This is a genomic window from Ralstonia sp. SET104, from assembly GCF_003851545.1.
GTDB lineage: Bacteria > Pseudomonadota > Gammaproteobacteria > Burkholderiales > Burkholderiaceae > Ralstonia.
Window position 1 is genome coordinate 23,201 of record NZ_BHVX01000015.1, and the last position, 25,628, is coordinate 48,828.

26 protein-coding genes and 1 tRNA gene are annotated in these 25,628 nt (G+C 62.7%); 14 read left to right on the forward strand and 13 right to left on the reverse strand.

Annotation, left to right across the window (positions count from 1 at the left end):
• Nucleotides 1-30: 30 nt before the first annotated feature.
• Nucleotides 31-870, reverse strand: a complete 840-nt coding sequence (gene gloB, locus PSUB009319_RS17880; RefSeq protein ID WP_124383628.1) for a hydroxyacylglutathione hydrolase — start codon at nucleotides 868-870, stop codon at nucleotides 31-33.
• A gap of 115 nt (nucleotides 871-985) precedes the next feature.
• Here gloB and PSUB009319_RS17885 point away from each other — a divergent pair, with 115 nt between their 5' ends.
• Both PSUB009319_RS17885 and rnhA read left to right on the forward strand, forming a co-directional pair.
• Nucleotides 986-1,774, forward strand: a complete 789-nt coding sequence (locus PSUB009319_RS17885; protein WP_124383544.1) for a class I SAM-dependent methyltransferase — start codon at nucleotides 986-988, stop codon at nucleotides 1,772-1,774.
• Between the two features lie 39 nt (nucleotides 1,775-1,813).
• Entirely contained in the window at nucleotides 1,814-2,260 is a 447-nt protein-coding gene (gene rnhA, locus PSUB009319_RS17890) for a ribonuclease HI (protein WP_124383545.1), read from the forward strand.
• Between the two features lie 17 nt (nucleotides 2,261-2,277).
• Here rnhA and PSUB009319_RS17895 read toward each other — a convergent pair whose 3' ends face one another.
• From PSUB009319_RS17895 to PSUB009319_RS17910, 4 genes are all read right to left on the reverse strand, one after another.
• On the reverse strand, nucleotides 2,278-2,787 hold the full coding sequence (locus PSUB009319_RS17895; RefSeq protein WP_124383546.1) for a hypothetical protein: 510 nt from the start codon (nucleotides 2,785-2,787) through the stop codon (nucleotides 2,278-2,280).
• A gap of 34 nt (nucleotides 2,788-2,821) precedes the next feature.
• Nucleotides 2,822-3,274, reverse strand: a complete 453-nt coding sequence (locus tag PSUB009319_RS17900; RefSeq protein ID WP_124383547.1) for a lysozyme — start codon at nucleotides 3,272-3,274, stop codon at nucleotides 2,822-2,824.
• Nucleotides 3,264-4,022, reverse strand: coding sequence for a DUF2589 domain-containing protein (locus tag PSUB009319_RS17905; protein ID WP_124383548.1), 759 nt, complete (start codon nucleotides 4,020-4,022; stop codon nucleotides 3,264-3,266). Before PSUB009319_RS17905 ends, PSUB009319_RS17900 begins: the two co-directional genes overlap by 11 nt.
• A gap of 110 nt (nucleotides 4,023-4,132) precedes the next feature.
• The gene (locus PSUB009319_RS17910; protein ID WP_124383549.1) at nucleotides 4,133-4,801 is read right to left on the reverse strand and encodes a DUF2589 domain-containing protein; all 669 of its coding nucleotides are present in this window, start codon (nucleotides 4,799-4,801) and stop codon (nucleotides 4,133-4,135) included.
• 248 nt (nucleotides 4,802-5,049) lie between these two features.
• Here PSUB009319_RS17910 and PSUB009319_RS17915 point away from each other — a divergent pair, with 248 nt between their 5' ends.
• Both PSUB009319_RS17915 and PSUB009319_RS17920 read left to right on the forward strand, forming a co-directional pair.
• On the forward strand, nucleotides 5,050-5,709 hold the full coding sequence (locus PSUB009319_RS17915; RefSeq protein WP_124383550.1) for a response regulator transcription factor: 660 nt from the start codon (nucleotides 5,050-5,052) through the stop codon (nucleotides 5,707-5,709).
• 175 nt (nucleotides 5,710-5,884) lie between these two features.
• Entirely contained in the window at nucleotides 5,885-6,163 is a 279-nt protein-coding gene (locus PSUB009319_RS17920) for a DUF1488 domain-containing protein (protein ID WP_124383551.1), read from the forward strand.
• Nucleotides 6,164-6,266: 103 nt separating this feature from the next.
• Here PSUB009319_RS17920 and PSUB009319_RS17925 read toward each other — a convergent pair whose 3' ends face one another.
• From PSUB009319_RS17925 to PSUB009319_RS17955, 7 genes are all read right to left on the reverse strand, one after another.
• Nucleotides 6,267-7,775: a SpoVR family protein gene (locus PSUB009319_RS17925; protein WP_124383552.1), complete on the reverse strand. Its 1,509-nt coding sequence runs from the start codon at nucleotides 7,773-7,775 to the stop codon at nucleotides 6,267-6,269.
• A gap of 76 nt (nucleotides 7,776-7,851) precedes the next feature.
• The gene (locus PSUB009319_RS17930; protein WP_124383553.1) at nucleotides 7,852-9,114 is read right to left on the reverse strand and encodes a YeaH/YhbH family protein; all 1,263 of its coding nucleotides are present in this window, start codon (nucleotides 9,112-9,114) and stop codon (nucleotides 7,852-7,854) included.
• 48 nt (nucleotides 9,115-9,162) lie between these two features.
• On the reverse strand, nucleotides 9,163-11,085 hold the full coding sequence (locus PSUB009319_RS17935) for a PrkA family serine protein kinase (protein WP_124383554.1): 1,923 nt from the start codon (nucleotides 11,083-11,085) through the stop codon (nucleotides 9,163-9,165).
• A 722-nt stretch (nucleotides 11,086-11,807) separates the two neighbouring features.
• A tRNA-Val gene (locus PSUB009319_RS17940) sits at nucleotides 11,808-11,882 on the reverse strand.
• Nucleotides 11,883-11,952: 70 nt separating this feature from the next.
• On the reverse strand, nucleotides 11,953-12,681 hold the full coding sequence (dnaQ, locus tag PSUB009319_RS17945) for a DNA polymerase III subunit epsilon (RefSeq protein ID WP_124383555.1): 729 nt from the start codon (nucleotides 12,679-12,681) through the stop codon (nucleotides 11,953-11,955).
• Between the two features lie 24 nt (nucleotides 12,682-12,705).
• Nucleotides 12,706-13,572: a formyltetrahydrofolate deformylase gene (gene purU, locus PSUB009319_RS17950; protein ID WP_124383556.1), complete on the reverse strand. Its 867-nt coding sequence runs from the start codon at nucleotides 13,570-13,572 to the stop codon at nucleotides 12,706-12,708.
• A gap of 8 nt (nucleotides 13,573-13,580) precedes the next feature.
• On the reverse strand, nucleotides 13,581-14,435 hold the full coding sequence (locus PSUB009319_RS17955) for an NUDIX hydrolase family protein (protein WP_124383557.1): 855 nt from the start codon (nucleotides 14,433-14,435) through the stop codon (nucleotides 13,581-13,583).
• Between the two features lie 104 nt (nucleotides 14,436-14,539).
• On the opposite strand from PSUB009319_RS17955, the gene PSUB009319_RS17960 reads away from it, so the two are divergent.
• Nucleotides 14,540-14,932, forward strand: coding sequence for a hypothetical protein (locus PSUB009319_RS17960; RefSeq protein ID WP_124383558.1), 393 nt, complete (start codon nucleotides 14,540-14,542; stop codon nucleotides 14,930-14,932).
• Nucleotides 14,933-14,944: 12 nt separating this feature from the next.
• Here the strand turns inward: PSUB009319_RS17960 and PSUB009319_RS17965 are convergent, their stop codons facing one another.
• Entirely contained in the window at nucleotides 14,945-15,505 is a 561-nt protein-coding gene (locus PSUB009319_RS17965; RefSeq protein ID WP_124383559.1) for a hypothetical protein, read from the reverse strand.
• Between the two features lie 263 nt (nucleotides 15,506-15,768).
• Here PSUB009319_RS17965 and lpxO point away from each other — a divergent pair, with 263 nt between their 5' ends.
• From lpxO to PSUB009319_RS18010, 9 genes are all read left to right on the forward strand, one after another.
• Nucleotides 15,769-16,671, forward strand: coding sequence for a lipid A hydroxylase LpxO (gene lpxO / locus PSUB009319_RS17970; protein ID WP_124383560.1), 903 nt, complete (start codon nucleotides 15,769-15,771; stop codon nucleotides 16,669-16,671).
• A gap of 311 nt (nucleotides 16,672-16,982) precedes the next feature.
• Nucleotides 16,983-17,588, forward strand: coding sequence for a YSC84-related protein (locus PSUB009319_RS17975; RefSeq protein ID WP_124383561.1), 606 nt, complete (start codon nucleotides 16,983-16,985; stop codon nucleotides 17,586-17,588).
• A gap of 212 nt (nucleotides 17,589-17,800) precedes the next feature.
• Nucleotides 17,801-18,952 (forward strand): ABC transporter substrate-binding protein, encoded by a 1,152-nt coding sequence (locus PSUB009319_RS17980; RefSeq protein ID WP_124383562.1) that lies wholly within the window; start codon nucleotides 17,801-17,803, stop codon nucleotides 18,950-18,952.
• 168 nt (nucleotides 18,953-19,120) lie between these two features.
• Nucleotides 19,121-20,095, forward strand: a complete 975-nt coding sequence (locus PSUB009319_RS17985) for a LysR family transcriptional regulator (RefSeq protein WP_124383563.1) — start codon at nucleotides 19,121-19,123, stop codon at nucleotides 20,093-20,095.
• On the forward strand, nucleotides 20,092-21,591 hold the full coding sequence (locus tag PSUB009319_RS17990) for an NAD(P)/FAD-dependent oxidoreductase (RefSeq protein WP_124383564.1): 1,500 nt from the start codon (nucleotides 20,092-20,094) through the stop codon (nucleotides 21,589-21,591). Before PSUB009319_RS17985 ends, PSUB009319_RS17990 begins: the two co-directional genes overlap by 4 nt.
• Nucleotides 21,588-22,583, forward strand: coding sequence for an ABC transporter permease (locus PSUB009319_RS17995; RefSeq protein ID WP_124383565.1), 996 nt, complete (start codon nucleotides 21,588-21,590; stop codon nucleotides 22,581-22,583). Before PSUB009319_RS17990 ends, PSUB009319_RS17995 begins: the two co-directional genes overlap by 4 nt.
• A gap of 106 nt (nucleotides 22,584-22,689) precedes the next feature.
• Nucleotides 22,690-23,613: an ABC transporter permease gene (locus tag PSUB009319_RS18000; RefSeq protein ID WP_124383566.1), complete on the forward strand. Its 924-nt coding sequence runs from the start codon at nucleotides 22,690-22,692 to the stop codon at nucleotides 23,611-23,613.
• A complete protein-coding gene (locus PSUB009319_RS18005) occupies nucleotides 23,610-24,626 on the forward strand; it encodes an ABC transporter ATP-binding protein (RefSeq protein WP_124383567.1) in 1,017 nt (338 codons plus the stop codon). The genes PSUB009319_RS18000 and PSUB009319_RS18005 overlap by 4 nt, the downstream gene beginning before the upstream one ends.
• Nucleotides 24,623-25,624, forward strand: a complete 1,002-nt coding sequence (locus PSUB009319_RS18010) for an ABC transporter ATP-binding protein (RefSeq protein WP_124383568.1) — start codon at nucleotides 24,623-24,625, stop codon at nucleotides 25,622-25,624. The genes PSUB009319_RS18005 and PSUB009319_RS18010 overlap by 4 nt, the downstream gene beginning before the upstream one ends.
• Nucleotides 25,625-25,628 lie beyond the last annotated feature (4 nt).

A 25,628-nucleotide genomic window follows, 5' to 3' on the forward strand; every position in this document is an offset into this window, starting at 1 on the left:
GCTTCGTCATCGCCCACGCGCCGAGCATTCTCAACGGAAATCGTTCTTCCACTGGCGCAACGCGGCGAATACCGTAACCGGATCCGCGTCATCAATACCGGCATGGCGCGCCACGGCCTGCGTCACATTGGCGTCATCCGATCGCATGAAGGGGTTGGTCGCAAGCTCGTGGCCAATGGTGGTGGGCACAGTCGAGCGGCCCTCGGCCCGCAACGCCGTTACCTCATCCTCCCAGGCCGCCAGATCGGCGTTGCCAGGTTCGACTGCACGCGCAAAGCGCACATTCGATGCAGTGTATTCATGCGCGCAATAGACACGCGTATCGGGCGCCAGCGCCGCCAGCTTGGCCAGCGACGCCCGCATCTGCGCAGGCGACCCTTCAAAAAGCCGGCCGCAACCGGTGGCGAAGAGTGTATCGCCACAAAACAGGCTCGCCGATGCGGCTTTACCCTGAAGGTGCCCCACATAAGCGACGTGTCCGCTGGTATGACCGGGCACATCGATCACCCTGAACACGGCGGCTGGCTGCATGAGCGTAACGACGTCGCCTTCGCGCACGGCGTGCGTGCGGCATGGAATCGATTCACCCGCCGGGCCGATCACCTGCAGCGGCGCACCCTCGGGATTCTCCGGATACGCCGCAAGCAGTTCGCGCACCCCGCCGACGTGATCGCCGTGATGATGTGTGATTACAATGGCACCGAGCGCGAGCCCGCGTTCCTTCAGGAAGCGCAGCACCGCTTGCGCGTCGCCTGGATCGACGACCGCAGCCACACGGCCATCGTGTAGTGCCCAAATATAATTGTCGGCAAACGCAGCGATCGCCTCGACCTCAAGCGCCCCACTACGCGGCACACCGCCCTGGACCATGTCCGACTCCTCTAACGATCGTCGCATTATAGATTGGCACCACTGGCTGGCTTCGCCCCCCGGGCAATACGTCCTGCGCTGGGAGCAGGCCCAGTTCGATCGCACGGTGGCTGACATGTTCGGCTTTCACGCATTGCAGCTTGGCCACCCTGGTTTTGGCGCGTTACGTGAGAACCGCATCCCGCTGATCGCCCGCGTGGTGGACGACATCGACCCCACTGCCCCGACCGAAACACTCGACCCGATGGATGGCGATCCGGCTGAACCCGCCGATACGGGCGACGGCCAATCCGACGCCAATACGCCGCAGCGCCAAGCCACGCCGCGCGTGATTTGCCGCTACGACGAGTTGCCCTTCGCCTCGCAAAGCATCGACCTCGTCGCCCTGCCCCACGTGCTTGAATTTACTGACGACCCGCACGAAGTGCTGCGCGAAGTGGCGCGCGTGCTGATGCCCGAGGGGCGGCTGATCATCACGGGCTTCAATCCGTTGAGCCTGTGGGGCATGCGCCAGGGCATGCGACGCCTGGGCACGGAATCGTTCCTGCCCGCGCAGAGCCAGATGATTGCGTTCACGCGCCTGAAAGACTGGCTCAAGCTGCTCGGATTTGATATCGTGCGCGGCCGTTTCGGCTGCTACTGCCCGCCCAATCGCTCGGACAAATGGCTGCAGCGCACTGCCTTCATGGAGAAGGCCGGCGACCGCTGGTGGCCGATCTTCGGTGCGGTCTACATGCTGCAGGCTGTCAAGCGCGTGCGCACCATGCGCCTGGTGGGCCCGGCGTGGAAGACGCGCAAGTCGCCGGGGCTGGTACCGGCCGGCACTCCGGTCGCAACGCCTTCGGGCTCGCACTCCACCAAGGCGCCATCGGCCACGGCGCGCGACGGCAAATCGGGCGCCTGAGCGCGGCCGCTTCACTCACTGATCACCCATCGTTTCTTAATGCAGGAAGTCACCGTTTATTCCGATGGCGCATGCAAGGGCAACCCCGGCCTTGGCGGCTGGGGCACCGTGCTCGTCTCGGGCAGCCACGAAAAAGAGCTCTTCGGCGGCGAAGCGCTTACCACTAACAACCGCATGGAGTTGATGGCGGTAATCGAGGCCTTCCGCGCGCTCAAGCGTCCGTGCCGGGTGCAGGTGTACACAGATTCGCAGTACGTGCAGAAAGGCATCAGCGAATGGCTGGCCGGCTGGAAGGCGCGCGGTTGGAAGACCGCAGACAAGAAGCCGGTCAAGAACGACGACCTCTGGCGCACGCTCGACGAACTTGTTATTGGGCATGACGTGAGCTGGCACTGGGTCAAGGGCCATGCCGGCCACCCCGGCAACGAGCGCGCGGATGCGCTGGCCAACAAGGGCGTCGAAATGGCGCGCCAGGCAGGCGCCTGACGCGGCCAGGGTCACGCTCACTTGCCCGCGCAGCGCTGCGTCTGGATCTGCGGCGCATTGGCGGCGGTGGTGGTGACGTACTGCGGCTTGCCGTCCTGCGCATAGATCAGCCGCAGCGGGCCGCGCTTCGAAAGGCCATCGTCAATATCCGCCTGCAGCAGCCCAGCCTGTGCCCATGAATCGCCACCGATGCTGCGCTTCTGCATCATGGCGGGGCGGTTAGTGCCCGGTTCCCAGTTGGCCTGGCGCTCCGGTACGTACCGGTTGGGCAGCGTGCCGTATGCGTAGAGCTGATTCAACGTATCAGCCAGATACCGCGCGGCTTGATCGTTGAAAGTCGGCAGCTCCTGGTTTCCGAGTTCGGTGCGGACGCGCTGAGCCTCTGCTGCGCAACTGGGTGCGGCATTGTCGGCTGCGCGGGCGTAAGACATGCCAATCGCAATGGCTGCGGCGGCAAGCCATGTCAGTGCGCGATACAGGCGGCGCGGGCGGGTGGTGGGAATCACAGACATCGGTTCGGTATGCATGCGAGCTTCTCCGTTGAAGTAACGTGCTTGTGAATCAGGACAGGAACAACTTGCGCTCGGCCTGCCGACGTTTCGTCAGCCCCTTGAGCGGCTTGCCGCCAGCCTTGTCCCACAGCAGGAATTGGTTGGCCGCGCCGGCGTAGTCGCCCGCGTTGAGCTTGCGCAGCAGCGTCGACGAACGCAGCCGCCCCGCCCCCAGGTTGAAGACGAACGACGCCAGCGCGTCAAACTGCCCCTGCGTTATCGACACGCGCACGGCTTTGGCGATGCCCTGCTCGGTGTCAGCCAAGTCCTTGCGCAGTAGCGCTTCCGCCTGCTGCTGCGAGATGGGCCCCTTGAAGGTTTCGCCAGGGCGGATCAGGTGGCCGTAGCCGATGGTCGGCTTGCCCACGGCATCCAGATACGTCGACAGTCGCAGCCCTTCCGATTCCTTGATTAAGGCGAGGCCTTGCTCGCCGGTGGTGCGCGGGTTGTGCTCAGTGCTCATCGCGCTTCTCCTGGGGTGTGCCGGTTGCATCGGAGCCGGCGGCATGCGGCTGCACAGGCCTTGGCACCAGCCGATTCGTGTATTCGTCAATCAGCCGCATCACCGCCTCGGGCGGCGGCAGCGCGGTGAACTTCATCTCGATGTCGATGTGCTCGCTGTCGCGGCCGGTGTCACGCTTGGAATGCGGTGCAAGCGAGACGTAGAATCGGCCAACGCCGCCAGTGCCCTCGCCGTGCGCGGGCAGCGTCTCGGCGATGTCGCTGCGCACGGTCATGTTCACCGTCATTTCCTCCAGCGCCAGGCCACGCGGCATTGCCAGCGACACCAGCGGCAGCGCCAGCCGGTGTTGGCTGTCGAGCGCAAGCTCCACTTCGCGGGCGACCAGCGTGCCGCTGTCATCCGCGTCGAAGAACTGATCGAGCAGCGCGGTGTACTGCTGCGCAAGCATCTGGTTGGCAGAAGCGGCGGCGTGCTGCATGCCGCGCGTGATGTCGTCGAGCGTCAAGCCATTCAAGCCCGGATGATCGTGGCTGTGATTGCCGCCGCCCGCGCCGCTTCCAGGCGGTGATGCATTGGGCGGCGACGGCGGAGACGCATCGGGTGCGGCCTCAGGAAACGGCGCTGTTGCGGAAGGCGCTGCGGGCTGCGCTGATGCAGGCGGCACCCTCACGGCGGGCGCCGATGGTGGGGCAGGCGTTGACGACGCTCGGTCGTCATCACGCCGGCGGCGGCTGAAGAGTTTGAACATGGTGTCGGGTCGGTCGGGTCGATCAGATCAACAGGCGGCGCGCGGCAAGGCGCGCACCGATCAGGACACCGGCCGTGGGGAGCCCGGCCGGCGTTCATTGCCTTGGCTGCTTAGGGGTTGGCAGGGGCCGGGGCTGGTGCGTTACCACCCGACGGCACCTTCTCGCCGACCATCGTGCCGTCGGTCGGCGTGGCGGGCAGCGGCTTGACGTCCTTCTCCTTGCCCTTGACGACCACCGGTTTGGTTGCCGCGTCAGTCAAGAACTCCATCACGCGCATCAGTGCTTCCGGCGGGTTCTGGCGCTTGACCTGGGTATGGAACGAGTACTTGGCACGCGTATCGGTGCTGCGCGTCTGTTCAGACTTGTGCGAGGCTCGGCCCGACACAGACACGCTGAACGGCCCCCAGCCGAGCTTGGCCTGGAACGACCCTTCCGCCTCGGTGCTGGACGACGATTTCTCCGACTGCGAAATCTCCAGCTCGAAGTCGATCGTACCTTCTTCGATGGCGATTACCGGATGCACAACCGCGCACAGCAGCGGAATACGCATGGTCTTCTGAATCGTGCCCTGCGACACACCCTGCTCATCGACCAGGGTTTCGTCGTAATCAAACTGCACGGCAACCGCCTTGCCGTTCTGAATACACACCTGCAGCAGAAAATCTGCATAGGATTTTGCCGCTGACGTTTGCGCCGCGATCATGGCTTGCAGCGGCGCGGAGATCATCTTGTCGATCGGCAGCGCATTGATAACCGATCCGATAAATCCGGTGTCCATTTAAAACTCCTCACATTGAATTATTTGGACGCACAGGCCTGTGCGCCGGAATCCAAAGTAAGCGCTTTTTCTACGCGGTTCGATGCCTCAAAAGTCCCAGCCAAGGCCACGGAGCAGTGGCCCAGAACGTATCAATAGGCTGCCCGTGACTTTCGGCACTGAACTTCGGTTTCAATGCATCCGGATCGATCCCGCCCTACAAAACAATCAGTTTCACTGAAAATAATTAACTGAAGTACGAGGGGTCGATGAATATTCTTGTAATCGATAGCTTGCCGCTTTTTGCGGCAGGTGTGTCCAATGTATTGAATGCACTCGACGCGCAGGGTGTGTTTATCGATACGCATTACGCTACGCAAATCGGACCGGCTTGCAGGGAAGCTGAACCGAGAGCCGTCGTGATGGAATGGAGCGCGCAAGACGACGACGCGCGACAGCGTTTGTCGGAGTTGAAAGCGGCGCTGCCCGAAGTGCCGGTCTTGCTGACCGTGCAAGCCGTTGGCCGGCACGTGGTGGGCGATGCGCTGCGCTTTGGCGCCGCCGGAGTGGTCGACCGGCAGGCCACCGCCGACATTCTGCTCGAAGCCCTGCAGCGCATCACCTCGGGTGCGGTCTACTTGCCACCGATCAGCAATCTCTCCCCCGACGACCCGCGTCAAAGCTCGGGAGAAAGCCCGGCCGAGCTCTGGCGCCGTCTCACACCGCGACAGCATGAGGTGCTGCAACTGCTTGCAGAAGGCAAATCCAACAAGCAAATCTGCCGCGTGCTGAACGTGGCGGAGGGCACGATCAAAAACCATCTGTACGCCTTGTTCCGGCAAATTGGCGTCAACAACCGCACCGAGGCTGCGCTCTGGCTCTCACGCTGCAGGGCGAGCCTCGTCCGCCTGCAGATGTGCGCGATATAGCGCCGCGCACTGCGCTTGCCCGTGACTTCCGGCAGCTTTGTCAGACGTCACGGGCCAGGCGCCACCATCGTCCCGTGAAAACATCGAGCCGCCTACATTGCATTCACGCGACTACGCCATACACTGGTTGAAAGGCGGCGCACGGCGCATCGCCGTTTTTTCATGGAGGCCGGCCATGGAAATCATCGAGTTCCACACCAGCCCGCCACGCTATTGCGCTGCGGATCTCACCCTCACCTGCACCGCAAGTGTCGACGGCATCTTCGCCTGCTACGCGGTGACGGCCGAAGCGCTCGAAGAGCATTTCGGCGCGCGCTCGTGGCGGCAGGAAGATCTGCTGCAAGCCATGGAATCGCATCGCGGCACCATTGAAGACATGGCGCGGTCGCTGTTCAAGCTGACCGACTCGCACAACATCGTGCTACGCAGCGGACACTTCCGCTTCGGCATGTAGTTGCAGTTGAACTATGGGCACCATGGGCACCATGGCCGACACTCACGTCTGATGCCGACAAAAAAGGCCAGCGCAATGCTGGCCTTGTGCAAGCAGACACGTGCTAGTCAGGCTTGCATTCGTGCTTCATCTCGCGTCGCCCATCTTCGTAGACCACCTCCAGCCGGCACGTAAAGCCCCACAGGCGCACAACGTGCCGGAGCATCTCTTCGTAGTTGGGCCCCAGAGGCCGGCGGCTGCTTTGCAAGTGACGCAGCGTCATTGAGCGATCGCCTCCCACATCAACGTTCGTCACCTGGATATTGGGCTCGATGTTTGACAGGTCGTACTGCCCTGCCAGCAACTCGCGGATCTTGCGATAACCGTCATCGTCGTGGATCGCGGTGACGCGCAGCTTGGCATCACGGTCGTCATCCAGCACGGAGAACAGCTTCAACTCGCGGATCACGCGCGGCGAAAGGAACTGCAGCAGGAAGCTCTCGTCCTTGAAGTTGCGCATGGCAAAGTCGAGCGTCGTCTGCCAATCGCTGCCGGCAATTTCGGGCGCCCAGCGGTAGTCCTCTTCTTCGGGCGATTCGCAGATGCGGCGGATGTCCTGGAACATCAGGAAACCCAGCGTGTACGGGTTCAGGCCGCTGTAGTAGGGGCTGTTGAACGGCGGCTGATAGATCACGTTGGTGTGCGCCTGCAGCAGTTCGAGCATGAACGCATCGTTGACGAGCTTCTCGTCGTACAGCTTGTGCAGGATGGTGTAATGCCAGAACGTGGCCCAGCCCTCGTTCATCACCTTGGTCTGCCGCTGCGGATAAAAGTACTGCGCGATCTTGCGCACGATGCGCACGATCTCTCGTTGCCACGGCTGCAATTTGGGCGCGTTCTTCTCAATGAAGTACAGCAGGTTCTCTTCCGGCTCAGGCGGAAATTGCGGATCGGGCTCGGGGGTGTCGTCCCTGGTTGCCAGCGCATGCGAACGGTGCGTGGGCAGCGTGCGCCACAGGTCGTTCACCTGCGCTTCCAGGTATTTCTCCCGTTCGGTCTGGCGGGCCTGTTCCTCATTGATCGACAGCTTCTTGGGCCGTCGGTACCGATCCACGCCGTAGTTCTGCAGTGCGTGGCACGAATCGAGCAACAGCTCCACCTCCTGCTCGCCGTAACGCTGCTCGCACTCGGCCACGTAGTTCTTGGCAAAGAGCAGGTAGTCGACGATCGCGTCGGCGTTCGTCCATGTGCGGAAGAGGTAATTGCCTTTGAAGAAGGAGTTGTGGCCGTAGCACGCGTGCGCGATGGTCAGCGCCTGCATCGGCATCGTGTTCTCCTCCATCAGATAGGCGATGCAGGGGTTGGAGTTGATGACGATCTCGTAAGCGAGCCCCATCAGGCCGCGTTGGTAGCCGCGCTCGGATGCGAGGAAATGCTTGCCGTACGACCAGTGGTTGTAGCCCAGCGGCAGGCCAGACGAAGCATAAGCATCGAGCATTTGCTCTGCGGTGATGATCTCGATCTGGTTCGGATAAGTGTCCAGGCCGAAATTGGCAGCAATGCGGGCGATGCTTTGGTCGTAGCACCTGATCAGCTCGAAGGTCCACTCCGAGCCCGTAGATAGGTAGGCCATGCTCGTTCCCGTTGGTCCATCACACAGGGTCACAGGTCGCGTGTTTGCCATGGCACGCTCTGCCACCGATCAGCGATCAGGCGGCACGCTTCTGAAACAGTTCGTGCAGCACCGGATAGATCTCATCCGGCTTGAGGATGCGCTGCATCGCGAAGTTCTCGTGCCCAGCCTTCAACGTAAGATACTCCTCCCACAGGTTCTGCGGCTCCGTGGAGACCACCTCGACATAGGCGTAATACTGCGTCAGCGGCAGGATCGTTTCGCGCAGCAGCTTGGCGCAGAGTTCCGAGTCCCCTGCCCAGTTATCACCGTCCGAAGCCTGCGCGCAATAGATGTTCCATTGGCTCGGCGGATAGCGCTCCTGCATCACTTCCGCCATCAGTTTGAGTGCGCTCGACACGACAGTGCCGCCGGATTCACGCGAGTGGAAAAAGTCCTCTTCGTCCACCTCTTTGGCCACGGTATGGTGGCGGATGAAGACGACGTCGATGCGCTCGTAATTCCGCTTCAAAAACAGATAGAGCAGCATGAAGAAACGCTTGGCGAGATCCTTGCGCGATTCGTCCATCGAGCCGGACACGTCCATCACGCAGAACATCACCGCCTGCGCCTGCGGGCGCTTGCGCAGCACGCGATTGTTGTAGCGCAGGTCGAGCTTTTCAATAAACGGCACGCGATCGAGGCAGGAACGCAGATGGCGCATCTCCTTCATCAACTCTTGCGCGCGTGCGGTGTATGGGCCGTCGTTCTCCAGTTCTTCGTTGTACTCCCGCTCGAGCTCACGCAAGCGACGCTGATACGGACTGGACAAAGCGATGCGGCGGCCGAGCGAGCTGCGCATCGTGCGCAGAATCGACAAGTTGGAGGGTGTGCCGTCGAGCGAAAAACCGGCGCGCACCTTGCGCACCTCCGCGATCTTGGCCAGGCTGCGCTTGGCTAAGTCTGGCAGCGCCATGTCTTCAAAGAAGAAGTTGAGGAAGTCCTCGCGCGAGAGTGTGAAGATGAAATCGTCTTCGCCTTCGCCCGAGTCGCTGGCCTGTGAGCCCGTTCCGCCGCTGCCCTGCTGCGGGCGGTCAAAGCTGTCGCCGCGAATGAACTCCTTGTTGCCCGGGTGAACGCCCTCGCGGCGCCCGCCCGAGCCATGGTGAAACATGGGCTCGGAGATATCCTTGACCGGAATGGACACCTGCCCGCTCTGCTCGATGTCCATGATCTTGCGGCCGGTCACCGCCTTGGCCACCGCACGGCGGATCTGGTCCCGGTAACGCTTGATGAAGCGTTGCTTGTTGACGGTGCTCTTGCCGCCACCGTTCTCCCGCCGATCGATGATCGTGCCCATGTGACTGCCCTCGTTTGGAAGTGGTCCGCCGGGTCGCGCCTGCCCTCCTTAAGACGACTTCCTAACGCGCAGGTACCACTCTACGAGCAAGCGCACCTGCTTCTGCGTATAGCCTTTCTCAACCATACGGTTGACGAAGTTTTCATGCTTCTCCTTGTCGTCATGCGAAGACTTGGCGTTGAACGAGATCACAGGCAGCAAGTCTTCCGTGGTTGAGAACATCCGTTTCTCGATCACCGCGCGCAGCTTCTCGTAACTCGTCCAGACCGGGTTCTTGCCTCCGTTCTTGGCCCGCGCGCGCAGCACGAAGTTGACGATCTCATTGCGGAAATCCTTCGGGTTGGAAATGCCCGCCGGTTTTTCCACCTTCTCCAGTTCGTCGTTCAACGCACCGCGATCAAGAATCTCGCCAGTGTTCGGATCACGGTATTCCTGATCCTGGATCCACAGATCGGCAAACACCACGTAGCGGTCGAAGATGTTCTGCCCGTACTCGGAATACGACTCCAGGTAAGAGGTTTGTATTTCCTTGCCAATGAACTCCACATATGGCGACGTGAGGTATTCCTTGATGTAGGACATCAGCCTGGATTCCGTCTCCGGCGGAAACTGCTCGCGCTCGATCTGCTGTTCAAGCACGTACAGCAAGTGCACCGGATTGGCCGCCACTTCCGTTCCATCAAAGTTGAACACCTTCGACAACACCTTGAACGCAAAGCGCGTCGACAGCCCAGTCATGCCCTCGTCGATGCCGGCAAAGTCGCGGTACTCCTGATATGACTTGGCTTTGGGGTCGACATCTTTCAGGCTCTCGCCGTCGTACACGCGCATCTTCGAGAAGATGTTGGAATTCTCGGGCTCCTTGATGCGTGTGAGTACCGCAAACTGGCCCATCATCTTCAGCGTGTTCGGCGCGCACGGTGCTGCTGCCAGTGAACTGTTGCGCAGCAGCTTGTCGTAAATCTTCACCTCGTCCGACACGCGCAGGCAGTACGGCACCTTGACGATATAGATGCGGTCGAGAAAAGCCTCGTTGTTGCGGTCAGACTTGAAGCTCTGCCACTCCGCCTCGTTCGAGTGCGCGAGGATGACGCCATCGAACGGGATCGCACCAAAGCCTTCCGTGCCCTTGTAGTTGCCCTCCTGCGTGGCCGTCAGCAACGGGTGCAGCACCTTGATCGGCGCCTTGAACATCTCGACGAACTCAAGCAAGCCGCGGTTGGCCAGGCACAGCCCGCCCGAATACGAATATGCATCCGGATCATCCTGCGGATAGTCCTCCAGCTTGCGAATGTCGACCTTGCCCACCAGCGACGAAATGTCCTGATTGTTTTCGTCGCCCGGCTCCGTCTTGGAAATCGCAATCTGCGACAGCACCGACGGATGCAGCTTCACCACCCGGAAACGCGTGATATCGCCATTGAACTCATGCAACCGTTTGACCGCCCACGGCGAGGCAATCGAGTTCAGATAGCGCTTCGGGATACCGTAGTCTTCCTCCAGAATCTTGCCGTCTTCGTCGGGTGAGAACAGCCCGAGCGGGGACTCGTGAATGGGCGAGCCCTTGAGCGCGTAGATGGGAATTTGCTCCATCAACGCCTTCAACTTCTCGGCAAGCGAAGATTTGCCGCCGCCCGGAGGCCCAAGCAGGTAGAGGATCTGCTTGCGTTCTTCAAGACCCTGCGCGGCATGCTTGAAGAAGGAGACGATCTGCTCGATCGTGTCTTCCATGCCGTAGAACTCCCGGAAAGCCGGGTAGATCTTGATGACCTTGTTGAAGAACAATCGCGACAGCCGAGGATCATGGTGGGTGTCCACCAGTTCTGGCTGACCGATCGCTGTGAGCATGCGCTCGGCGGCAGTCGCATAGGCGGTCGAGTCCTTCTTGCAGATATCCAGGTACTCCTGGATGCTGTACTCGTCCTCTTTGCGAGCTTCAAAACGCGTTGCGTAGTGGCGGAAAATATCCATATCTCCCCCGTAGACGCTTCCTCATCCCGACATGGCTGCCGACGAGAGGTTAGTTGTGACGTGCGTTAAGTGCGGTAGTGATTCCACTGTAGACCAATCAGCCGTTTGCACAAGCGTCGCGTAAGAAAACAGCGATCCGCGAAAACCCGCTTCCAGCGTACGTTAGCGCTCGATGCCTTGCAGTGCTAACGCCCTCTGCGCCTGCCGACCTTCGCCACAGTCCACGCGTGCTCAACCACCCGCACGCTCTCACTAAACAACGAATCTGCGCTGCAGCACAACATCCACGCAACGCCATCGAGTCGATTGCGACACAGCAGAAACCATACCCGTGCCGCTGCGCATTCCACATCCGTGTGCTTGCCGGTTGGTATGTAACCAGTCCGTGCGAGTTCCCACGCTCGTTCAGATGAATGATTCGTGCGATGTGGGTACGGCGGTGGCTGCCAACAAAGCGGTGCCGATCCTCGCGCTGACAGCCGCGTGCGCCGACAATATCCGCTGGTTCTCGCAACGGCCAATTGCGTGATTGGTGCACGAACCGTCTGTTCGGTGCATATGGATCTTTGCGATCCGTCTTTGATGCGGGAGGAGCGTGCGGCAACCTCTGTTGTCGCTTTTGTGCAAAAGGATCAACTGAAGCAGTCGAAGAAAGTACGAGAGACAAAGAAAAAGGCCCTCGGCATCTGCCTGAGGGCCTTTTAAGCGATTGCTCGCCAGTTTGGTGGGTGGTACAGGGATTGAACCTGTGACCCCTGCCGTGTGAAGGCAGTGCTCTACCGCTGAGCTAACCACCCGAATGCGGTGAAAACGAGATTATGTCGAAAAGACACTGCCGTGTAAATACCTTGGCCGCACTTTTTTTGATCAGGCAACTGGTGGCGGCGCTTCCACGGCTTCGCGCGTCCAGACGGTCTTGCCCCCGCTGGCCTTGTCGATCTCTTTAAGCACGCCTGCGTGCGCGTCGGCTTCGGCTTCAGTGGCCAGCAGCACCGGCAACTGCAGCGCGCTCAGGTCGACGGCAACAGTTTGGGCCGATGCACCCTCACCCGACTCCAGCATGTCGATCACCAGCGTGTTCTGGCCACGCGTCATGGCCAGGTACACCTCGGCCAGCAGTTCCGCATCCAGCAATGCGCCGTGCAGCGTACGGTGCGCATTGCTCACGCCCAGCCGGTCGCACAGCGCATCCAGCGAGTTGCGCTTGCCCGGGAACATCTGGCGCGCCTCGCGCAGCGTGTCGATATGGCCAGACAAATGCTCACGGAATGTCGGCAGCCCCAAGCGCTGGAATTCCATGTCCAGAAAGCCCAAGTCAAACGCCGCGTTGTGAATGATTGCCTCGGCGCCCTGCACGTAGTCGCGAATCTCATTCACGACCTCCGCAAACTTCGGCTTGTCGGCCACGAACTCGTTGGTGATGCCGTGCACTGCCATCGCGCCCGCGTCGATCTCGCGCTCGGGGTTGAAGTAGAAATGCAGATTGCGGCCCGTCAGGCGCCGGTTGACCATTTCCACGCAGCCGATTTCGATCACACGGTCGCCGGTGGCGGCATTCAGGCCGGTGGTTTCCGTATCCAGGATGATCTGTCGCATCGCGTGCCCCCTACTCTGATTGCATTACTTGAAGACGACGGTCTTGTGGCCGTTGAGCAGAATGCGATGTTCCGCATGCCATTTCACGGCACGGGCCAGCGCCACACATTCCACGTCGCGGCCGACCGCGGTGAGCTGCTCTGGGTCCATGCTGTGGTCTACGCGCTCGATTTCCTGTTCGATGATCGGGCCTTCGTCCAGGTCAGCCGTCACGTAGTGCGCCGTCGCACCGATCAGTTTCACGCCGCGCTCATGCGCCTGATAGTAAGGCTTGGCGCCCTTGAAGCTCGGCAGGAACGAGTGGTGGATGTTGATGGCACGGCCTTCCAGCTTGCGGCACAGGGCGTCCGAAAGAATCTGCATGTAGCGCGCGAGCACGACCAGATCGATCTGCTGTTCCTGCGCAATTTCCCAGATGCGGGCTTCCTGCTGCGCCTTCTGCGCGTCCGTGCCCTGCAGCAGCGGCAGATGCATGAACGGCACGTCGTACGACGCGGCCAGTTGGTAAAAATCGCGGTGGTTCGAAACGATGGCGGCGATCTCGATCGGCAGTTGGCCGGCGCGGGCGCGGAACAGCAGGTCGTTCAGGCAGTGGCCGATCTTTGAGACGAGGATCATCACGCGCGGCTTGACAGCGGCATCAAACATGCCCCACTGCATGGAGAAGCGCTCGCCGATGGGCGCAAAGCGGTCGCGCAATGCAGCAAGGTCGAGCGGCTGACCCTGCGGCACGAAATGCACGCGCATGAAGAAGCGGCCCGTGAATTCGTCACCAAACTGGTCCGAATCGAGAATATTGCAGCCCTGCTCAAACAGCAGGCCGGACACGGCGTGAACAATGCCGGGCTGGTCCGGGCACGACAGGGTGAGAATGAAACCGGAGTGACTCATGAAGCGTTTTATGTATTGTTGTCGGGCGCAAACCGCTGCGGCGCATGGGACGAATTCAGGCGCCCCAGGGCATCGAGGGTGACGAGCGTGGCGTCGACCGTCATCGTGAAGTCCGCCATGATATCAAGCGCCGCGTCGGGGCTGGCGCGCAGGTGGCCGGCCACCTCACCGTCCTGATTGGCGGGGACGAAGCTGGCGGGCAGTGTCAGGTCGAAAGCGAAGAGCGTTTCGCACTGGATGCCTTCGGGCACTTCGCGCAGCACATCCAGCGTGCCCCGCGGCACCAACCGGGCCGCCAAACTGGCGCCAATACCAGCCTCTTCCCAGCACTCTTTCTCCAGCGCGCCGCGCGCATCGAAGCCATGTCCAATGCCGCCGGCGACGAGGTTGTCCCACATGCCCGGGTCGATCGGTTTGGTTTGGGCACGGCGGGCCAGCCAGAGCGCCGGCCCAGCTTCATCAGCGCCGTCGATCAGGCCGTTCATGTGCGCTGCATACGTGCGGATGCCGAAGAAACGCGCAGCAGCGCGTTCGATGAGCGCCAGCGTGGGTGTGCCCCAGCCCGTGTTGACGGCGAAACGCTCGTCGCGCCAGCCGCACACGTGACCGTCTTCAGCCAGACGCGCGATCACTTCAGTCAGCGCGGCGGTGCGCTCGGCTTCAGTGGCCAAGGTATTGCGCAAATCGACCCGGTGCGCCGACACGTCAAACCACTGCGGCCAGCGCGCAAGCAGCGAAGCGCGCTCGTGACTCAGCCAGCCAACGCGTTGGCCGGCAACAATCCACGGAACCAGCGCGTCGGCATTAAACGCTTGCCGAGCGGCCAGGCCGTCCCGTATGCGCTGCACGCGGGGGTCTGTCATATCAGCGCCTCATCATATCGGGCCTGCATTGTGCTTTCCGTGCGGCACGGGCCGCGCGATAATACGCCGTTAATACAAGCCGTCATCAGACTGGAGAAACAAGGATGGATGAAATCGACGAGCTGTCGGACCTGCCGACCCCGCGCTTTATTTGGGGCTTCGCCATTGCCGTCACACCGTCCGGCGAAGTGTCGCACGATGAATTTGAGTATCTGACGCACACCCGCGCACCGCGCTTCACCTGTCGCGTGGTCGAACTCGAAGACGCACCGGCCGAGCCGGAAGACGAAGGCGACATCGATGGCCGCATCGTCCACTTCGACAACCCGAAACGGATGTTTTACATCACAGACCTGGGCCTGGCGTTGATGAACTTCACGCTGTTCGACAAGGTGGATAACAAGTCCAAGCTGAAGAGCGCCTGCGACCAAGCCATCGCCGACTGGCTCACCCGCCGTGAATTCCTCGACTCCGAACCGGACGACGACGAGGATTGATCGCTTGATCGTTCAGCCCTGAACCCCGACGCTGCGATCCTCGGTAAATCGCAGCTCGGTCAGGCGCACATCGGCGTAGGCGCGCCCCGCATCCAGCAGGGCCGAAACCTGCGCCTTCACTTGCTCTTTCTGCGCGCGCAACGCCCGCGGCGGTACGGTCGAATCCTGGCCGGTGTGGTGCAGATACAGCATCTTGTAGGTGAGTTGGCTCACCATCCATTGCCGCAGCACGCGGCGCCGGCCGGCGTGGTCGGCTTCCAGTCCATCGATCTGCCCCAGCAACGCGGAAAACGCCCGCGCCATAGCTGCCGGCTCAAGTACCTCGCCGGCGATGCAGCGTTCGGCCAGGGCGCGCGCTTCGGACGGCAACATGGTGTTATCCGTTTCAACAAAACGCTCTGCGGCCGGCTTCGGGCGCGATGCCGGTGGCCGACTGGCCAGCCGCGCGGACACCGCGGACAGTGCTTCCTGCGCACGGCGGATGGACGCTTCCAGCGATTCCGCATTGCCCGGCACGATGCCGATGGTGGTCGGCATCTCGCTGGGTTGTTCGGCGCGTTTTTTGACGTCCATCGTTCCCTCCGGTGATCGCCCTCAGCCAAGCTGCGTGGCGGACGAAAGCAGAATTGTAGAACGCGGCGCACATTTTTCGACAGTTCAACACAGCGGTTCCATATTGCAAAGACGGCGCAAACGGTAACGTGGCGTCACAAAACCACGGTGCAATGTTGGCGGCCTTTCGCGCCGGGGCGGCCTCGCCACGGGTAAAATGCCGGATTGCGCTGCCAGCGCAAGCACTCAATTGCTGACCGCCTCCGCGCGGCAAGGAAATCGCCTTGATCAAGTGGATTATCGTGGCCCTCTATCTGGGCTCCATTCTGTATGTGCACTTTCGCGGCAAGGTGCGCCTGAAATTCTGGCGCCAGATGTTCGACCACTCGGCCGTGGTCGCGCCGGTCAACTGCTTTATGTATGCGTTCTCGGGCGTGCCGCAGACGCCATATGTGCCGGTCGAGCGCTTTCCAGATCTGGAAAAACTGCAGGCCGCGTGGCCGCAGATTCGTGACGAAGGCCTGGCGCTCATCAACCTGCGCAAGATCAAGGCCGCCGAGAAGAACGACGACGCCGGCTTCAACTCGTTCTTCAAGAATGGCTGGAAGCGCTTCTACCTGAAGTGGTACGAGGCACATCACCCGTCAGCCGAACAGCTCTGCCCGCAGACCGTCGCGCTGCTGCGTGATCTGCCCAGCGTGAAGGCCGCAATGTTTGCCGAGCTGCCGCCGGGCGGCAAACTGAACCCGCATCGTGACCCGTTTGCCGGCTCGCTGCGCTATCACCTGGGGCTTGCCACACCCAATGACGACCGCTGCTTTATTGAGGTCGATGGCGAGCGCCACAGTTGGCGCGACGGCCAGGGCGTGGTCTTTGACGAGACCTACCTGCACTGGGCTGAAAATGCCTCCGACAAGGACCGCCTGATCCTCTTCTGCGACATCGAGCGCCCAATGAAATTCGGCTGGGCGCAGCGCATCAACAAGTGGCTCGGCCGCAAAGTCATGACCGCCGCCAGCTCGCCCAACGATGACGGCGACCAGACCGGCGGCATCAACAAGCTGTTCCGCTACGTCTGGGCGATGGGCCAGTACCGGCGCCGCTTCAAGGCGTGGAACCGCAAGGTCTACTACGTGGTGAAGTTCGGCCTGATCATTGGCGTGGCAGCGTTGATCGTCTGGATCTGATCCCACGCCCTGCTGTACCTGCCCCGCACAAAAACCGGCCTGAAGCGCCGGTTTTTTGTTGGGTATAAAAAAGCGACTCGCATTGCAGTCGGCTTGCGTTTTTACAAAGCAGAGAGGTAAAAGCGCCACATCCGGCACAAATCTCGCCTAATGTCAGGAATTGAACGCTCCGGCGCTCATGCGATATGGCGGGCACGCCGCTTGCTCCATCTTGGTCGACACCCCTGCCAATGGCATGGGATCGAGTCAGAGCCGGGACGCGCGCGTGCCTGCGTTCCTCGTCAACATCAGAGACAGTGAGATCGATCGCCATGAAAAAAAACCTCATCAGCCGCCGTACTGCTGCAACGCTTGCCGCCGTCGCACTGCTCGGCACCCAGATTGCGGCCTGTACCACCACCAGCCCGAATGCGCAGGGCTCCGACGTGATGTCGTCGACCAACAAGCACGCCACCACCAACTCGCAGGCCGATTCGGTGCTCTCGCGCCTGTACACCACGGCCAGCGGCTCACGTGAGCTGGTTGGGCGCGCCAAGGGCGTACTGGTGTTCCCGTCGGTGCTCAACGCCGGCTTTGTGGTGGGCGGCCAATATGGCGAAGGCGTACTGCGCACGGGCGGCGGCCGGCCGCTGGGCTACTACAACATCGCCTCGGCGTCAGTTGGCTTCCAGGCCGGTGCGCAATCGCGTGCACTCATCATTCTGTTCATGACGGACGAAGCGCTGCAGAAATTCCAGAACAGCCAGGGCTGGACGGCCGGCGTGGATGCCACCGTGGCGTTGGCGAAGATCGGCGCAAACGGCGCCGTGGATACCAACACTGCGCAGCAGCCGATCATCGGCTTCAACTTGACCAATGCGGGCCTGATGGCCGGTGCGTCGGTCGAAGGTACGAAGATCACGAAGCAGAACAACTGATCTGCACACTGGTTACTGCCAATACCGCCGTCTCGCACGGCGGTTTTTTTTGCGCGGAACCTGCGTGAAGCGTTGCGGCAATGTTGCAGCCCCAGGGAAATCCGGAGGGGGCGGCGCAAGGCTTCTCGGCTAGCATCGTTCGGCCGATGCTGCGGTGCGTGCTGCGGTATCGGCCACACAGACAAAACAACCACCCAGAAGAAGGGAGAGACATGACAGGTCGCAACGCCGCTTTGCGTGGCGCCATCGTATGCGCGTGGCTGTCGGGGCTGTTGCTGGCGCCTGGCCAAGCGATGGCTGAACCGGGCATCACCGACAACAAGATCGTCATCGGCCAGACTGCGGGCTTCACCGGCCCTGCCGGCGAACAGGTCAAGGAGATGACGCAAGGCGCCAATCTCTATCTCGATGCGGTGAACCGGGCCGGTGGCGTAAACGGACGCAGGATCGAGCTGATTTCTGAAGACGACGGCTTTGACGCGACCGCTTCCAAGAAGCAGGCGCATACGCTGCTGACGGACAAGCAGGTCTTCGCCCTCTTCCTGCCGCGCGGCACGCCGAATACCGAGGCGGTCATGACAGAGGCCCGCCCGCTGGGCGCGCCGGTGGTGGCGCCTTCAACCGGCGCCTCGGCGTTCTTCGATCAGCCCGACCCGCTACTCTTTGTGGTGCGCGCGAAATACCAGTCGGAGATTGCCGAGCTGGTGCATTACTTCGACACGCTGGGCCTGCGCCGCCTGGCACTCGTCAACGTGAATGACACCTTCGGCAAGGACACCGAAATCGGTTTCAACAACGCGACAAAAAAGCTGCCCGCCGACGCGCACACCATCTTCACCGTCGATCGCCTGAAGCCGGACATCGCCAAGGCCACGGCTGACGTGGGCAAGTTCGCGCCACAGGCGGTGATCCTGGCCTGCCCCGGCACGACAGCGCGCGCGATGATCGAAGCGCTCAACAAGCAAGGCACGGTGACGCAGATTGCGGCACTGTCCAACAATGCCGGCCTGGCCTTTGCGAAGTCGCTCGGCGCGCTGGGGCGCGGCGTGGTGATTTCGCAGGTGATGCCCTCGCCGGTGCGCTCCACTTCTTTGCTGGGCCGGGAGCTGGCGTCCAGCGCCAAGTCGGCCGGCGTCGCGCCGTCGTACGCCATGATGGAAGGCTACGCAGCCGCGCGCGTGCTGGTTGAAGGGCTCAAGCGTGCAGGCAAGTCGCCCACGCGCGCCAGCTTTATCTCGGGGCTGGAGTCCGCCGGCACGATCGACCTGGGCGGCCTGGACGTCCGCTATGGCCCGAACCTGCGCAAAGGATCGAACTACGTCGAGTTGACCGTGATCGGCCCGAACGGCACCTTCGTTAAATAGCGGCAGGTACGCGCTGCGGCGGAGCCTGCCGCGGCAATTTTTGCACCGCACGAAATAGGGGTTGCCCGCGCCAAACGCATGAGTACATAAGAAAATACTATTTGGAATTCACATACTGCCTCTACCAGAATGCACAAGTCACATGCATGACCGGGATCAATCAGGCTGATGGAACTCCGACAACTCGAAGCGTTTGCCGCGGTCATGTCGACCGGCAGCGTCACTGCGGCGGGCAAGCTGCTGGGCCGTTCGCAGCCCGCAATCAGCCGGCTCATCCAGGATCTGGAAGCCGAGATCGGCTATGCCCTGTTCACGCGCGCGGGGCCGCGCGTCTCGCCCACGGAGCAGGGTTTCCTGTTGTACGAAGACGTTGAGCATACGCTGATCAGCGTACGTCAGATCCGCGCCCGCGCCGAAGAAATCGCGCGCGGCGAGGCACGGCCGCTGCGCCTGGCGGCCACGTCCGCACTGGCGGCAGGCTTGCTGCCCGCTGCGCTGGCCGACGAGTCGGAACTGGCGCAGCACGTGCAGATTCGCAGCGCCTCGCCCGAGCAGGTCGTGCACGCGGTGCTGACCGGCGCCGCCGACCTTGGCCTCAGCAGCCTGCCGCTGGAGCATCGCGGCGTGACGGTGCATTGGATTGGTGAGGCCGCGTGCGTGGCTGCCATGCAGACGAGCGACCCGCTGGCCGTTGGCAAGCGTGTGGCATTGGCCGATTGCGCGGGGCGCCGCATCGTCACGATGCACAACCCGTATCGCCTGCGCCGCCGCTTGGACCAAGCGTTGGCAAAAGCCGGCGTGGAACCCGTCTCGCTCATCGAGACCAATGCGTCGCTCAATGCGTTGACTGCCGTGCGTGCGGGGCTGGGCGTGGCGTTGCTGGAGCCGGTCACGGCATACGGCGTGCCAATCGACGGCGTGGCCGTGCGCCCGATCGACGCCGATATCCCCTTCTTCTTTGGCGTGATCACCCCCGAGGCAAAGCGGCCGTCGGCAGCGGTGCTCTCGCTGACCGACGCGCTTTCTCGCGCGGCACAGCGCCTGCTGCCGGACTGCAAGCTGCACGATCCGGCACGCCATGCCAGCATGCTGCAGGTGCTGTACGGCGAACCCATCAACGAAACCGAAGGCGCGTCCGCATGACCGCTGCACAACAAGACAATGCGCCGCAGGTCACTGGGCTCGCAGCGCTGGAAGCGCGTTTGCACCAAGACCTGTCCTGGCTTGAACTCCCTGCAAAAAATTGGACGCTGCCGCATACGGTAGACGGCCAACCCGTGCTGGATGTGGCCGTCATTGGTGGCGGCATGGCCGGCCTGGCGGCAGCGGCGTCGCTCAGGCATCTGGGCATCGGCGTGGTGGTGTTCGACCGCGCCCCGTTTGGCTTCGAAGGCCCGTGGGCGACGACGGCGCGCATGGAAACGCTGCGCTCGCCCAAGCAACTGACCGGCCCTGCGCTTGGCCTTCCGGCGCTGACGTTTCGCGCGTGGTTTGAAGCGCAGTTCGGCACCGATGCGTGGGAGGTGCTCGACAAGATCCCGCGTCTGCAATGGATGGATTACCTGCGCTGGTACCGACGCGTGCTGCAGCTCGACGTGCGCAACGACCACTGCGTGCAGACGATCCACCCGCGCGAGGACGACGCCGTTGCATTGCTGATCGACGCACCGGGGCAGCCAACCCAGCGCGTGTTTGCACGCCGCGTGGTGCTGGCTACCGGACGTGATGGACTCGGCGGTGCGTCGGTGCCGGACTTTGCGCACCAGTTGCCGCGTCGCTGGTGGGCGCATTCATCCGACGAGATGGATTACGGCACACTGGCCGGCAAACGCGTGGGCGTGATCGGCGCCGGTGCATCGGCCATGGACTCGGCCGCGACGGCGCTGGAAGCCGGCGCCGCCAGTGTTGACATGCTGATCCGCCGCCCTGACCTGCCGCGCGTGAACAAGGGCAAGGGTGCCGGCAGCCCGGGCCTCGTGCACGGCCACCTGCATCTGCCCGACGCGTGGAAATGGCGCATCCGCCATTACATCAACGTTGAGCAAGTGCCGCCACCGCGCGGCAGCACGCTGCGCGTGTCGCGCCACCCGAACGCACGCTTCAACCTAGGCTGCGGCATCCTGGGCGTGGACGAACACGACAACGTGCTGCATGTGGCCACCACCAAGGGCGTGTTCCAGTTGGACTTCCTGATCTTCTCGACGGGCTTTCGCACCGATTGGGCTGCGCGCCCCGAGTTCAGTGCGCTGGCACCGCACATCCGCCAATGGCGCGACCGCTATACGCCGCGCCCCGGCGAGGAAGATGCGGAACTCGCCGATTCACCCGACCTCGGCCACGCCTTCGAATTTCGCGAGAAAACGCCCGGCACGCTCCCCGGCCTGTCGCGCGTGCATTGCTTCTGCTACCCGGCGTCGGTCTCGCACGGCAGCGTCTCGGGCGACATTCCCGCCATCAGCGAAGGCGCGAAGCGCTTGGCGCAAGGCATTGCCGGGCTGCTGTATCAGGAAGACATCGACGCGCACTACGCTGCCATCCAGGCCTATGCCGAGCCGGAAATCTTCGGCGATGAATGGACGCCTGCATCGCCGCCAGGCATAGAAGCGCAAGCCACACCGCGCCAGGAGGCCGCACGATGACGGGCTGGTTCGGTTGGCTAGTAGGCCGCATCGGCCAGGCACTGCTGGTCGTGCTGGTGATGACGGTGATCGTTTTTGTTGGCTTGCACGCCATCGGCAATCCCGTCGACATCCTGATCGGCCAGGACGTGGATCAGGTCGACCGCGCACGCATCATCGCCGAGCTGGGTCTGGACAAACCGCTATGGGAGCAATACCTCGCCTTCCTGAACGGCGCGCTGCACGGCAATCTGGGCAAGAGCTTCGTCTACAACGAGCCCGCCATCCTGCTCATCCTGCAACGCCTGCCGGCCACGCTGGAACTGGCGTTTTCAGCGCTGATCATCGCGGTGGTGATCGGTGTGCCGCTGGGGTTGTTCGCGGGGCTGTATCCGCGGCACCCGGTGTCGCGGCTGCTGATGACTGGCAGCGTGGTGGGCTTCTCATTGCCGACGTTCTGGGTCGGGCTGATGCTGATCATGGCGTTCAGCGTGAGCCTTGGCTGGCTGCCCGCCAGCGGGCGCGGCGAGACGGTACGCGTGTTCGGCATCGAATGGTCGTGGCTGACGGTGGATGGCTTGCGGCACCTCGTGCTGCCGGCGGTCAACCTGTCGCTGTTCAAGCTGTCGCTGGTGCTGCGGCTCACATCTGCCGGTGTGCGCGAGGTGCTGCCGCAGGACTTCGTGAAGTTCGCACGCGCCAAGGGCTTGTCGCCGCTGCGGGTGGTGCTGGCGCACGTGCTGCGCAACACGCTGATCCCGCTGGTGACGGTGCTGGGGCTGGAACTGGGTTCGACCATCGCCTTCGCGGTGGTGACGGAGAGCATCTTTGCGTGGCCCGGTGCAGGCAAGCTGATTCTCGACAGCATCAACGCGCTGGACCGCCCAGTCATCGTTTCCTACCTCATCGTCGTGGTGTGCCTGTTCGTGTCACTCAACCTGATCGTTGACATCCTGTATCGGATGCTGGACCCGCGCGTGCGCGCGGCGGATAACGCGCAGGGGGCGTTATGAGCAGCAAGCAGAAGCCCCGCGCAGCCAGGAGGCGCGCGCCCGCGAATGCTGCCCGCCACCGGCACCAGCGGCGCACATTGATCGGCACGTTCCCGAAGGTGGCTGCATGAATACGACTTCGCAATCTACGGTGCGTGCAGCACGCGCACCGCGCAAGCAATCGCCCTGGCGGCGCGTGCTGTCGGATTTCCTGGCTTCCAAGGTTGCTGTCTTGGGGCTCTTGGTTGTGGTGGTGCTGATACTGGCTGCGCTGGCCGCGCCCTGGATCACACCGCAAAATCCGTACGACCTGATGCAGCTCGACGTGCTGGATTCGCGCCTGCCGCCGGGCTCGCCCAACGGCACGGGCACATTCACCTATTGGCTCGGCACCGACGGCCAAGGGCGTGATCTGTACTCCGGCATCCTTTACGGTCTGCGCATCAGCCTGGGCGTGGGGATCGGCTCGGCTGCGGTGGCCGCCGTTATCGGCACGCTGCTCGGGTTGATTGCGGCATACGCCGGCGGCCGCGTCGACAGCATCGTCATGCGCACGGTCGACCTGCTGCTGTCGTTCCCGTCGGTGCTGGTGGCGATGATGATCCTCGCGTACCTCGGCAAGAGCATCAGCAATGTCGTGCTGACGCTGGTGCTGCTGGAGTGGGCGTACTACGCGCGCACGGTGCGCGGGCAGGCGCTGGTCGAGCGCCGCCGCGAATATGTGGAAGCCGCGCGCTCGCTCGCCCTGCCCGGCTGGCGCATCGCGCTCAAGCACATCCTGCCAAACTGTCTGCCGCCGCTCATTGTGGTCGGCACGCTGCAGGTGGCGCGCGCCATCACGCTTGAGGCAACGCTTTCGTTCCTGGGGCTGGGCGTGCCGATTACCGAGCCTTCGCTGGGCTTGCTGATTGCCAACGGATACCAATACATGCTGTCTGGCCAATACTGGATCAGTTTTTATCCGGGCATCGCGCTGTTGTCGGCGCTGGTGGCCATCAACCTCGTGGGCGATCGCCTGCGTGAAGTGCTGAACCCGAGGACGCAACGATGAGTGCGTCCGGCACGGCTTCAACAAGCAGCACAACGCTGGAAGTGCGCAACCTGCGCACGCATTTCTTCACGCGCGAAGGCGTACTGCCGGCGGTGGACGACGTATCGTTCTCGCTGGCGCGCGGGCGCATCCTCGGGCTGGTGGGCGAGTCGGGCTCGGGCAAATCCGTCACCGGTTTCTCGATCATGGGCCTGGTGGATCCGCCTGGCCGCGTGGTCGGCGGCGAGATCATCTACCAGGGCCGCGACCTCACCAAGCTCGCTCCGCGCGAACTGCGCAAGCTGCAGGGCAACCGCATCGCCATGGTCTTTCAAGACCCGATGATGACGCTCAACCCCGTGCTGCGCATCGACGCGCAGATGACCGAGGCCGTACGCGCGCACAGCAGCATGAGCCACAAGCAAGCCCGTGAACATGCACGCGACACGCTCGGCCTGATGGGCATTCCCAGCCCGGAAGAACGGCTGCGCGCGTATCCGCATCAGCTCTCCGGCGGCATGCGCCAGCGCGTGGCGATTGCCATTGCGATGCTGCATCGGCCCGACCTGATCATTGCCGACGAGCCGACTACCGCACTGGACGTGACCATCCAGGCGCAGATTCTGTCCGAGGTGCAGAAGCTCGCGCGCCAGCACGGCACCGCGCTGATCTGGATCACGCATGATCTGTCTGTCGTGGCTGGCCTTGCCGATGAAGTGGCCGTGATGTATGCCGGCCGCATTGTTGAACACGGCCCCGTGGATGCCGTGCTCGACGCCCCGCTGCACCCGTACACCATGGGCCTGATCGAAAGCCTGCCAAGCGAGAACCGCCGCGGCCAGCGCCTGCGCCAGATTCCGGGCATGACGCCGAACCTGCTGTCGCTGCCGGCGGGCTGCGCGTTTGCAGCGCGCTGCCCACGTGTGACCGAAGCCTGCGGCGTGCGCCCCGAAATCACCCAACCGGTGCCAAGTCGACTCGTCCGCTGCTTCCATCCGGGCGCGCTGCAAGCCTCCCCTCGGGAGCTCGCATGAGTACGCCACTGGTAGAACTCAAGCAGGTGAGCAAACGCTTTGGCGATCGCAAGAGCGGCGCGGGTGACCGCCTGTTGCAACGCGTAGGCCTGACACACCCGCCCGCAGTGGTGCGCGCGGTGGATGGCGTCGATCTCGCCATCCAGCCCGGTGAAGTCGTCGGCCTGGTAGGAGAATCGGGCTGCGGCAAATCCACGCTCGGCCGCATTGCAGCGGGCTTGATGCCGCCATCGGCGGGTGAGGTACGCGTGGACGGCAAGAGGGTCGAACAGCTTTCTGCTGATGAAGCCCGCGCGGCCCGCCTGAAGATCCAGATGATCTTCCAGGACCCATACGCCAGCCTCAACCCGCGCTTGCGCGTGGAAGAGATCGTCGGCGAGGCGGCGCGTGTGCATGGGTTGACGGACCGCGCCAACTTTGCCGATTACGTGGCCGCGCAGATGCAGCGCGCGGGCCTGGACCCGGCTTTGCGCGATCGCTATCCGCATCAGTTCAGCGGCGGCCAGCGGCAGCGCATCGGCATTGCGCGTGCGCTGGCCGTGCAGCCGTCGATGCTTGTCTGCGATGAAGCGGTAGCGGCGCTGGATGTGTCGATCCAGGCGCAGATCCTGAACCTGTTCATGGACCTGCGCGAGCAGCTCAACCTGACCTACCTGTTCATCAGCCACGACCTCGGCGTGGTGGAACACCTGTCGGATCGTGTGGTGATCATGTACCTGGGCCGCGTGGTGGAATCCGCGCCGGCCGAGGAAGTTTTCCGCCGCCCGAACCATCCGTACACGCAGACGCTGCTGGCGGAAATTCCGCGCCTGTCAGCCCGGCACAAGACGTTCACGGCCATCCAGGGCGAGATGCCAAGCCCGCTGCACCCGCCCACCGGCTGCCACTTCCACCCGCGCTGTCCGCACGCCATGCCCCGCTGCAAGATCGAAACGCCGACGCTGCGCGGCATTGCGGTCAACCACATCAGTGCGTGTCATTTGAACGACGTTCAATAAGCCA

Coding starts and splice junctions, on each gene's coding strand:
- PSUB009319_RS17930 (WP_124383553.1), bottom strand. CDS start 9,114: ATGGGCACGATCATCGATCGGCGGGAGAACGGTGGCGGCAAGAGCACC.
- PSUB009319_RS18005 (WP_124383567.1), top strand. CDS start 23,610: ATGAGTGCGTCCGGCACGGCTTCAACAAGCAGCACAACGCTGGAAGTG.
- dnaQ (WP_124383555.1), bottom strand. CDS start 12,681: ATGCGACAGATCATCCTGGATACGGAAACCACCGGCCTGAATGCCGCC.
- PSUB009319_RS18000 (WP_124383566.1), top strand. CDS start 22,690: ATGAATACGACTTCGCAATCTACGGTGCGTGCAGCACGCGCACCGCGC.
- PSUB009319_RS17955 (WP_124383557.1), bottom strand. CDS start 14,435: ATGACAGACCCCCGCGTGCAGCGCATACGGGACGGCCTGGCCGCTCGG.
- PSUB009319_RS17900 (WP_124383547.1), bottom strand. CDS start 3,274: ATGAGCACTGAGCACAACCCGCGCACCACCGGCGAGCAAGGCCTCGCC.
- PSUB009319_RS17995 (WP_124383565.1), top strand. CDS start 21,588: ATGACGGGCTGGTTCGGTTGGCTAGTAGGCCGCATCGGCCAGGCACTG.
- PSUB009319_RS17980 (WP_124383562.1), top strand. CDS start 17,801: ATGACAGGTCGCAACGCCGCTTTGCGTGGCGCCATCGTATGCGCGTGG.
- PSUB009319_RS17965 (WP_124383559.1), bottom strand. CDS start 15,505: ATGGACGTCAAAAAACGCGCCGAACAACCCAGCGAGATGCCGACCACC.
- PSUB009319_RS17885 (WP_124383544.1), top strand. CDS start 986: ATGTTCGGCTTTCACGCATTGCAGCTTGGCCACCCTGGTTTTGGCGCG.
- PSUB009319_RS17960 (WP_124383558.1), top strand. CDS start 14,540: ATGGATGAAATCGACGAGCTGTCGGACCTGCCGACCCCGCGCTTTATT.
- PSUB009319_RS17925 (WP_124383552.1), bottom strand. CDS start 7,775: ATGGCCTACCTATCTACGGGCTCGGAGTGGACCTTCGAGCTGATCAGG.
- PSUB009319_RS17915 (WP_124383550.1), top strand. CDS start 5,050: ATGAATATTCTTGTAATCGATAGCTTGCCGCTTTTTGCGGCAGGTGTG.
- gloB (WP_124383628.1), bottom strand. CDS start 870: ATGGTCCAGGGCGGTGTGCCGCGTAGTGGGGCGCTTGAGGTCGAGGCG.
- purU (WP_124383556.1), bottom strand. CDS start 13,572: ATGAGTCACTCCGGTTTCATTCTCACCCTGTCGTGCCCGGACCAGCCC.
- PSUB009319_RS17905 (WP_124383548.1), bottom strand. CDS start 4,022: ATGTTCAAACTCTTCAGCCGCCGCCGGCGTGATGACGACCGAGCGTCG.
- PSUB009319_RS17920 (WP_124383551.1), top strand. CDS start 5,885: ATGGAAATCATCGAGTTCCACACCAGCCCGCCACGCTATTGCGCTGCG.
- PSUB009319_RS17985 (WP_124383563.1), top strand. CDS start 19,121: ATGGAACTCCGACAACTCGAAGCGTTTGCCGCGGTCATGTCGACCGGC.
- rnhA (WP_124383545.1), top strand. CDS start 1,814: ATGCAGGAAGTCACCGTTTATTCCGATGGCGCATGCAAGGGCAACCCC.
- PSUB009319_RS18010 (WP_124383568.1), top strand. CDS start 24,623: ATGAGTACGCCACTGGTAGAACTCAAGCAGGTGAGCAAACGCTTTGGC.
- PSUB009319_RS17935 (WP_124383554.1), bottom strand. CDS start 11,085: ATGGATATTTTCCGCCACTACGCAACGCGTTTTGAAGCTCGCAAAGAG.
- PSUB009319_RS17895 (WP_124383546.1), bottom strand. CDS start 2,787: ATGCATACCGAACCGATGTCTGTGATTCCCACCACCCGCCCGCGCCGC.
- PSUB009319_RS17990 (WP_124383564.1), top strand. CDS start 20,092: ATGACCGCTGCACAACAAGACAATGCGCCGCAGGTCACTGGGCTCGCA.
- PSUB009319_RS17910 (WP_124383549.1), bottom strand. CDS start 4,801: ATGGACACCGGATTTATCGGATCGGTTATCAATGCGCTGCCGATCGAC.
- PSUB009319_RS17975 (WP_124383561.1), top strand. CDS start 16,983: ATGAAAAAAAACCTCATCAGCCGCCGTACTGCTGCAACGCTTGCCGCC.